The 8394-nt window shown below is 64.9% G+C and carries 6 protein-coding genes and 1 pseudogene; 5 read left to right on the top strand and 2 right to left on the bottom strand.

The features are described 5' to 3' along the window. Positions 1–248, top strand: a pseudogene (locus FNJ47_RS52015) (hypothetical protein); the annotation flags it as partial. A gap of 14 nt (positions 249–262) precedes the next feature. On the opposite strand, the gene FNJ47_RS42880 reads toward FNJ47_RS52015, so the two are convergent. Both FNJ47_RS42880 and FNJ47_RS42875 read right to left on the bottom strand, forming a co-directional pair. Continuing rightward, the gene (locus FNJ47_RS42880) at positions 263–1375 is read right to left on the bottom strand and encodes a helix-turn-helix transcriptional regulator (RefSeq protein WP_163162404.1); all 1113 of its coding nucleotides are present in this window, start codon (positions 1373–1375) and stop codon (positions 263–265) included. A gap of 91 nt (positions 1376–1466) precedes the next feature. Continuing rightward, positions 1467–1682: a hypothetical protein gene (locus tag FNJ47_RS42875; protein ID WP_163162402.1), complete on the bottom strand. Its 216-nt coding sequence runs from the start codon at positions 1680–1682 to the stop codon at positions 1467–1469. A 260-nt stretch (positions 1683–1942) separates the two neighbouring features. On the opposite strand from FNJ47_RS42875, the gene FNJ47_RS42870 reads away from it, so the two are divergent. From FNJ47_RS42870 to greA, 4 genes are all read left to right on the top strand, one after another. Next, complete coding sequence (locus FNJ47_RS42870; RefSeq protein WP_163162400.1) at positions 1943–3076, top strand: hypothetical protein; 1134 nt, start codon at positions 1943–1945, stop codon at positions 3074–3076. Positions 3077–3300: 224 nt separating this feature from the next. Further along, the gene (locus tag FNJ47_RS42865) at positions 3301–4536 is read left to right on the top strand and encodes an efflux RND transporter periplasmic adaptor subunit (protein ID WP_236000489.1); all 1236 of its coding nucleotides are present in this window, start codon (positions 3301–3303) and stop codon (positions 4534–4536) included. Then, positions 4533–7679 (top strand): efflux RND transporter permease subunit, encoded by a 3147-nt coding sequence (locus tag FNJ47_RS42860; protein WP_163162399.1) that lies wholly within the window; start codon positions 4533–4535, stop codon positions 7677–7679. The genes FNJ47_RS42865 and FNJ47_RS42860 overlap by 4 nt, the downstream gene beginning before the upstream one ends. A gap of 79 nt (positions 7680–7758) precedes the next feature. Further along, a complete protein-coding gene (gene greA, locus FNJ47_RS42855) occupies positions 7759–8241 on the top strand; it encodes a transcription elongation factor GreA (RefSeq protein ID WP_163162398.1) in 483 nt (160 codons plus the stop codon). The last annotated feature ends 153 nt before the right edge of the window (positions 8242–8394 follow it).

The raw sequence follows: 8394 nt of genomic DNA, 5'->3' as shown, positions 1-8394 counted from the left end.
GTATTGGCGAAGGACGCACCGTCGAGGCAATCGCCGTCGCATTCGGCATCTCCCGCGAAACGGTGCGCAACCAGCTCAAGGCCGTGCTGGCGAAGACCGGGCTCGGCAAGTCGGTCGGCGCGGCGGCGGAGCTCGTCAGATATCCGGGCAAGGCGCACGGATTCGATTTTGCGGACAACGATCCAGCGACCACTGATGCGGTCAGCCGTGTTGCCGGCTTCTTTCAGGCTCGCCTGAGCGCGGCCTGACTTGAGAGCCGCGGCTAGTCCGCAGACGAACCCGGCGGCACCTTCGCGCCGGCGAGCAGGCCGGCCAGTTCCACCTGTCGGCCGAGCCCGGTCTTCGCCAGCACGGCCTTGAGCTGGTTGCGCACCGTTTCGCGGGAGATGCCGAATGCGACGGCGATTGCCTCGACGGTGCGTCCTTCGCCAATACCGCGCGCGACGCGGGCTTCCGCCGGCGTCAGGTCGAACAGGCCTTGCAGCACTTCCGCGGTCGGCACCTCCGCCGGCACCACCGGCGTCACGATCACGATCGCCGACGCGCGGTCGAACAGATCGCGCGCGGTACCGTGGATCGGGATCAGATGCACGATCAGCGGCGGACGATCGTCCTGTGCCGCGATCGGCACCGAGCGGACCTCCGTGCTGATGAGGCCTTGTTCGAGCGCCGCCACCGCCTGCGCGAACAGCGCGTCGGCGGAGGGCGTCGTCAGTGCCAGCCGCTCGGCGCGATCCTGCATCACGTCCGGCACCAGGCGATCGAACAGCGTGTTGGCCGCCATCAGACGGCCGCCGCGCCGCAGCACCGCTGCGGGCAGGCCGAGCATCGCCAGCGATTCGGTTGCCGCTTTGGCGCGCTCCAACCCGAGCCGCGCGGACAGCAGCGCAGCACGCGCCAGATGCGGGCGCAGCGCATCGAGTTGCTCGATGGCTTCCCGCTCGATCGGCCCATGCTGATATTCGCGCTCGACGCTGTAGATCAGCACGTCGCCGCTCGGCACCGGGATCGCGGTACCGGCACCCCATCCGAGCCCGCGCGGGCGGAAGAACTCGCGGATCTGGTAATCCTGCTGCACCTCCTCGGGCGTCGCGAACACGTCGATGTCGCGCAGGAAGCCGGCATGGTTGGCCGCGAGCAGGCGCGGCAACCGCCCGTTGCGCTCGTGCCAGCCGCCTTCGACATAAGCCACCGTGTCGTCGTGCATGTCGGGGGATGCGACCCAGCGGACGTCGTGCGGGGCGGCCGTCAGCAACACGATACCGCGCGCTTTCGCGATCTCGCCGACCTGATGCAGCACATTCGGCCAAAGCTCGGGGACGACCGCGGCCTCATAGGCCAGCTCAATCAGATGCTCATGCAGGTCGTTCGCCATCGGCCATTCCAAGAACGTTGTTGTCCAACAGTAAACCCATCGATCCCGAAAATATTGCGTAGTGCAATTCGGTCCGAGCCACGAGTCCGGGTTATTCCGGTGCGCGTTTACGCGCATCACGGGAATTTACAGCGTTTCGCCGGCCTTGTTCGCGGTTTTCGCGCGGGCGCGTCAGGTCGCGCGCGTTTGGCTGCGACCCGGCGCGCAGCGGCCAGCGCGGCCTGTGCCAGGCGATGAGTTCGTCGGGCTCATCGAACAGCCGCTCCGGCACCCGCCGGAACGCAAGGTCGATGGTCGCGCCCTGCACCTGTAAGGCCTGACGATGAAGCTCTGACGATCATCGCCGCGTGTGGCGGAATCGAAGCTGCGCGACAGTCAGAAATACTTCCGAAGTGTCTTGAAACGTATGCTGCATGATTTCCGGTGCGCGTGGCCTGAAGGCGTCACACGTTTGCAACGCTGCGTGTGATCGCTCGATCATGGACATCCTTTAATTTGTATCCACGCGATCTGGAGCGCCAGCTAGGCGATCATTCATGCGAGCCATCGTCGGCTCGGGGAGGGCCGATGATCAGCCGCAGGGCGCTTTCCGGATTGTTGATGACGCTGGTCGGCCCCGCATCCGTCACCGGCAACACGCTGGCGCTCGGTCATTGCCGGGGATCGTGCGCGAATATCGATCTGCCGGCTCTTGGCTACGACACGTTCTGCCGGTCATTCTTCGATATCGCTTCCGGCGGAAAGCTGCGCGCTGTCGCAACCGGTTCGAACATTCGACGAGAGATGCGCTCGCTGTTTCGGGAGCGGCGGCTTTATCGGCCATCCCGCGATGAGATACGTATTCTTTGGCGCGACACGGCAGATGGATTTTCCGTCGTCAAGGTCGAGTTCGATCTGGAATGCGGCGTGCCGGTGCGCGGCTGCCTCGGGATTCCCGATGGAGCGTTCAAGGGATTGATCCTGCTTGGCCACGGCATGGCGAGCACGCCGGAGCGGTGCTTCGATGATGCCGACAAGGACTACATGAATGCGCTCGGCATGCAGCTATGCCGGGACGGGTACGTCGTCTGGTGTCCCTACATCGTCCAGATCGGAAATCAGGAAAGCCAGAACAACATTGCCGCGATGTTGGCATCCCATGGCGTCTCCGCGCACAACGTGTCGTGCGCATCGATCGACGCCGGCGAAATCGTCTGCCGCAAGCTGACCGGCGCGTCCGGTCTAAATGTCGGCGTCTACGGGGTGTCCTGGGGCGCGTTTCTCGCGCTGCATCTGGAAGCCGCCACCGGGCGGATGCGATCGACCGTCGTCTCCGGATATATGCGCGACGAGAGGAAGCTTCTGATGTCGTCCGTCATCAGCAAGAACCTCGGGATCGAGCTCGCAACCTACATTCATTTCGCCAATAGCCGTGCCAGGTATGCCGGCGGCGAGCTGGCGTACCTGATCAGTCCGTGTCCGCTGTTCGTCGAAGTCGGTAGCCACGACGGTGCAAACGCGATGGAACTCGGGCGGGATGAGAAGTTCGCGGAAATGCAGTCGGTCTACGCGTCGTCGGGCCATCCGCATTTGATGGACATGGATGTCTTCGACGGTGTGCACGAGGTCAGCGGCAAGCGCGCGAGGCCATGGCTGTATGATCATTTGGCGTCGCCCGTTTATCAGGAGACGTCCCGCTTGAAGAACGCCGTCGCGTTGTGAACGGCCTGGGTGCTGCCGCCGCCCTTGCTGCAGCGCTGCGTCGCTTCCTGAAGCTGCCGATCGCCGGGATCGCTGAAGCAAGGGCGATCAGGTTACAGGATTGTCGTATCGGCCGCGTTATGATCTCCTGCAACCATCTGGTCCATCCTGACCTTCCCGGTCCGAGGGAACTCGACGTCATATCCGTCTCGTAGAGCTTGTTGGTAGCCGAAGGGTTGGACAGCATGAGTGGTACGGAACGAATGCTCGGTGGATTGGCAGGGCTTCTGGTATCGGCGGGATTGGCGGTGATCGGGATTGCGGCGGCCCATGCCCAGGCGGGCCCGCCCGGGCCTCCCGCCGTCGGCGTGTTCGAGGCGGTGAAGCGGCCGATCACCGAAACCAATGAGTTTCTCGGACGCATCGAGGCCCCCAACCGCGTCAACGTGGTGGCGCGCGTCACCGCGTTCCTGGAGAAGCGGAACTTCGTCGAAGGCGCCGAGGTCAAGGCCGGCGACCTGCTGTATCAACTCGAGCGTGGCCCGTTCGAGGCCGACCTTGCCTCGAAGAAGGCGCAGGTCGCCCAGTTGCAGGCGACGCTGGTCAACGCCAAGCTGACCACCGACCGCGCCAAGGCGCTGATGGGCGGGCCGGCCGGCCAGCAATCCAATGTCGATGCGGCGGTCGCCAACCAGCAGAGCCTCGAGGCACAGGTGCAGGCGGCGCAGGCGCAGGTCGACCTGTCCCAGATCAATCTCGACTACACCGAGATCCACTCGCCGATCGACGGCCGGATCGGGCGCACCGCGGTCACCGAGGGTAACGTCGTGACGCCGAGTTCGGGTACCCTGACGACCATCGTCAGCCAGGACCCGATGTATGTCACCTTTCCTGTGCCGGTGCGCGAGGCACTCGATCTGCGCGACCGTTATGCGACGCGCGGCGGCTTCAAGGCCGTCGTGATCCGCTTGCGGTTGACAGACGGCCGGCTCTACGACCAGGTCGGTGAGCTGAACTTCGTCAACAACACGATCGCACAGAACACCGACACCATCTCCTTGCGCGGCACCATCCCGAACCCGTCGACATACACCTCGGTCGCAGTCGGCGGCTCGGTCCGCGAGTTGACCGACAATCAGTTCGTGACCGTTCTGCTGGAAGGCGTGCAGCCGGTCGAGGTGCTGGCGATCCCGCGTTCGGCAGTGCTGTCGGACCAGCAGGGCGAATATGTCTACGTCGTCGGCGCGGACAACAAGGCCGAGCAACGGCGGATCAAGCTTGGGCAATCGACGTCGACGATCGCGGCCGTGACGAGCGGCATCGCACTCGGTGACAAGGTCGTGGTCGAGGGACTGCAGAAGGTCAGGCCGGGCGAGGTGGTCGCGCCGGGGCCCGCCAGCGCGCTGATCCAGTCGAGCATGAAGGCCTCCCTGGACGGCGGTGCCGACACCACGGCGAAATCGACGGGCAACAACCCATGATTTCCGCCGTCTTCGTCGACCGTCCGCGGCTTGCGATCGTCATCGCCTTCGTGATCACGATCGCGGGCGCGCTGGCGCTGATGCAAATTCCGGTCGCCCAGTTCCCGGACATCGTGCCGCCGCAGGTCACGGTCTCGGCCGTGTTTCCCGGCGCGTCGGCTGAGGTCGTCGAATCGAGCGTCGCCCAGCCGCTGGAGGCCCAGGTCGTCGGCGTCGACAAGATGCTCTACATGAAGTCGACCAGCGGCAATGACGGCAGCTATACGCTGACGGTCTCGTTCGCGCTCGGCACCGACCCTGACATCAACACCGTCAACGTCAACAACCGGGTGCAGAGCGCGCTCGCGCAATTGCCGACCGAGGTGCAGGCGCAGGGCCTGACGGTGCAGAAGAAATCCTCGGCCGTGCTGCAATTCATCGTGCTGTACAGCAAGAGTGCCGATCAGGATCCGCTGTTCATCACCAACTACGCCATCATCAACGTGCTGGACGCGATCTCGCGGACACCCGGTGTCGGGCAGGCCTCGCTGTTCGCCAAGCTGAACTATTCGATGCGGATCTGGTTCGACACCCAGCGCCTCACCAGCCTCAATCTGGCGCCGTCGGACGTGATCGCGGCGATCCGTGCCCAGAGCGTGCAGGCGCCGGTCGGCCGCATCGGCGCGCGTCCGATCAGCAACGACCAGCAATTCCAGTTCAACGTGCAGACCCAGGGGCGCCTGACGACATCCAAGCAGTTCGGCGATATCGTGCTGCGCGCCAATCCGGATGGATCGGTGCTGCGGATCAGGGATGTCGCCCGCGTCGAGATCGGCGCGCAGAACATGGATTCGGAGTCGCGGATCGACGGCAATCCCGGCGTGCCGATGGGCATCTATCTGGCGCCCGGCGCCAATGCCGTGACCACGGCCAAGGCCGTGCAGGCCACGCTTGCGCGGCTGTCGGAGCGGTTTCCGCCGGGGCTGACCTACCTCGTGCAATACGACTCCACGACCTTCGTCTCCGATACGATCAAGGAAGTGATGAAGACGCTCGGCGAGGCCTTCGTGCTCGTCGTGATCGTGGTGTTCCTGTTCCTCGGCAATCTGCGCGCCACGGTGATTCCGGCGGTTGCGGTCCCGGTCAGCCTGATCGGCGCCTTCGCGGTGCTGCTCGCGATGGGTTATTCCGCCAACACGGTCTCGCTGCTGGCGATGGTGCTGGCGATCGGTATCGTGGTCGACGATGCCATCGTCGTGGTCGAGAACGTCGAACGCGTCATGGAGGAGGAGCCGGAGCTGTCGCCGGCCGATGCCACCAAGAAGGCGATGGCGCAGATCACCGCGCCGATCATCGCGATCTCGCTGGTGCTGCTGTCGGTGTTCGTGCCGATCGCGTTCATCCCCGGCATTTCCGGCACGCTGTTTCGCCAGTTCGCGGTGACGATCAGCGCGGCGATGGTGATCTCGGCGCTGAATGCTTTGACGCTGTCGCCGGCATTGTGCGCCGTGTTCCTGCGTCACGGCGGACCGCGCCGCGGCATCATGGGGCGGGTGCTCGGCGGCATCGACTGGGTCCGCGACCGCTACGCCGGCGTGGTGCAGCGGCTGGTTCGCGTCGCAATGTTGTCGCTGGTCGCGGTGCTGGTGTTCGCCGGCGCAGTGTTCGGCGTGTCGAAGATCACGCCGACCGGCTTCCTGCCCGAGGAAGACCAGGGCGCCTTCTTCATCGCGGTGCAATTGCCCGACGGCGCGTCGGTGGCGCGCACCAGCGAGGTCACCAAGCAGGTCGAAGCGCTGTTGAAGAAGAACCCGGCGGTCGACCACGTGCTGTCGATCATCGGCTTCTCGCTGCTCGACGGCGCCAGCGAGCCGAACTCGGCCTTCATGGTCGCGCGCATGAAGGCGTTCGCCGACCGTAAGGCCACGACCGAATCGGTGCAGGCCGCGATCGCGCAGACCTTCGTCGGCGGATCGCAGATTCGTCAGGCCTCGGTGCTGCCGTTCAATTTGCCGCCGATCATCGGGCTGTCGACATCAGGCGGTTTCGAATATCAGCTCGAGGCGCTGGAAGGCCAGGATCCCGCTTCGCTCAGCAGCGTGATGGCTGGGTTGATCGGCGCTGCGAACAGCAACCCGAACCTGACCCGTGTGTTCTCGACCTTCACCGCCACCAACCCGTCAGTCTACCTCGACATCGATCGCGCCAAGGCGCAGGCGCTCGGCCTCAACATGGCTGACGTCTTCACCGCGTTGCAGGCCACGCTCGGCGGCATCTACGTCAACAATTTCAATCTGTTTGGCCGCACCTGGCAGGTCAACGTGCAGGGCGATGCGGCCAACCGCGCCGACATCCCCGACATCTGGCAGATCTATGTGCGCAACACCGGCGGCGAGATGGTGCCGATCCGCTCGATCGCGAGCTTGCGGATCGTGACCGGCCCGCAGGTGATCACGCGCTACGCCAATTATCGCTCGGTCACGATCAACGGCAGCCCGGCGGCGGGCGTGTCGTCGGGCACCGCGATCGCGACGATGGCCGAGCTCTCGAAGTCGACGCTGCCGGCCGGCTACTCGTTTGAATGGACCGGCACCGCCTATCAGGAGCAGGCGGCCTCCGGCCAGACCGGCATCATCCTCGCGCTCGCGGTGCTGTTTGCCTATCTGTTTCTGGTGGCGCTGTATGAGAGCTGGACGATCCCGATTCCCGTGCTGCTGTCGGTCACGGTCGGCGTGTTCGGCTCCTATCTCGCGATCAAGCTCGCAGGCCTCAACCTCGATCTCTATGGCCAGATCGGCCTCGTGGTGCTGATCGCGCTTGCCGCCAAGAACGGCATTCTGATCGTCGAATTCGCCAAGGAGCAGCGCGAGGCCGGCAGGCCGATCGTGGACGCCGCGACGACGGGCGCGCAAATGCGCTTCCGTGCCGTCATGATGACCTCGATCGCGTTCATCCTCGGCCTGGTGCCGCTGGTGGTCGCGACCGGCGCCGCTGAGATCAGCCGCCGTGCGGTCGGTACCGCGGTCTTCGGCGGCATGCTCGCCGCCAGCTCGATCGGCATCTTCCTGGTGCCGATGCTCTTTGTCACCTTCCAGGGCTGGCGTGAGGGCGTCAAGAACCGCTTCGGTAGGCGGAGCAAAGCGGAACAGCCGGCGCCGCACTAGCTCCGGCCTAATCCCATCGCGCATTAGCAAGGTGAGTGAGGCGGGGCTATACTGCCCGGCTCATCGATGGAGTGCTGGATTGAGCGTTGCCTTCACCAAGGAAGAAAGTGCCGAGACTGCGTCGGAGACGCTGTTGCCGGACCGCCCCATATCGCCGCATGCCAATCTGGTGACGGAAGCAGGACGGAAGGCGCTGGAGCGTCAGCTGCAGGAGGCGCGCGAGGCCTACGAGGCCGCGCAACAGCTGGACGACGTCAACGAACGGCGGCGGCAGTCGGCGGTTCCGCTGCGCGACGCACGCTACCTGACGGAAAGGCTCCGCACCGCGAAGGTCGTGCCCGACCCTGCTTCAACCGAAACAGTTGCTTTCGGTAGCACCGTGACTTTCAGCCGCGCCGACGGGCGGGTGCAGACCTATCGCATCGTCGGTGAGGACGAAGCCGATCCGAAGGCCGGCTCGATCTCCTTCGTCTCGCCGGTGGCGCGGTCGTTGATGGGCAAAGCCGTGGGCGACGTCGCGGGCTCAGGCGAGCAGGAACTGGAGATCGTCGCGATCGCGTAGCGCGAAGACGGTGCGCTCCCTCGCCCCGCGTGCGGGGAGAGGTCGGAACGCATCGTGAGATGCGTTCCGGGTGCTGTCCATTCTACACATCTGGCCATGACGACGCTCGATAAGGTAGTTGGCGCGAGTGGCAGGCGCAAGATCAGAACACAA

Origin of the sequence: Bradyrhizobium uaiense (assembly GCF_010811875.1) — a bacterium.
GTDB classification, from domain to species: Bacteria; Pseudomonadota; Alphaproteobacteria; order Rhizobiales; family Xanthobacteraceae; genus Bradyrhizobium; species Bradyrhizobium uaiense.
This window is presented reverse-complemented; position numbering and strand designations above follow the sequence as displayed.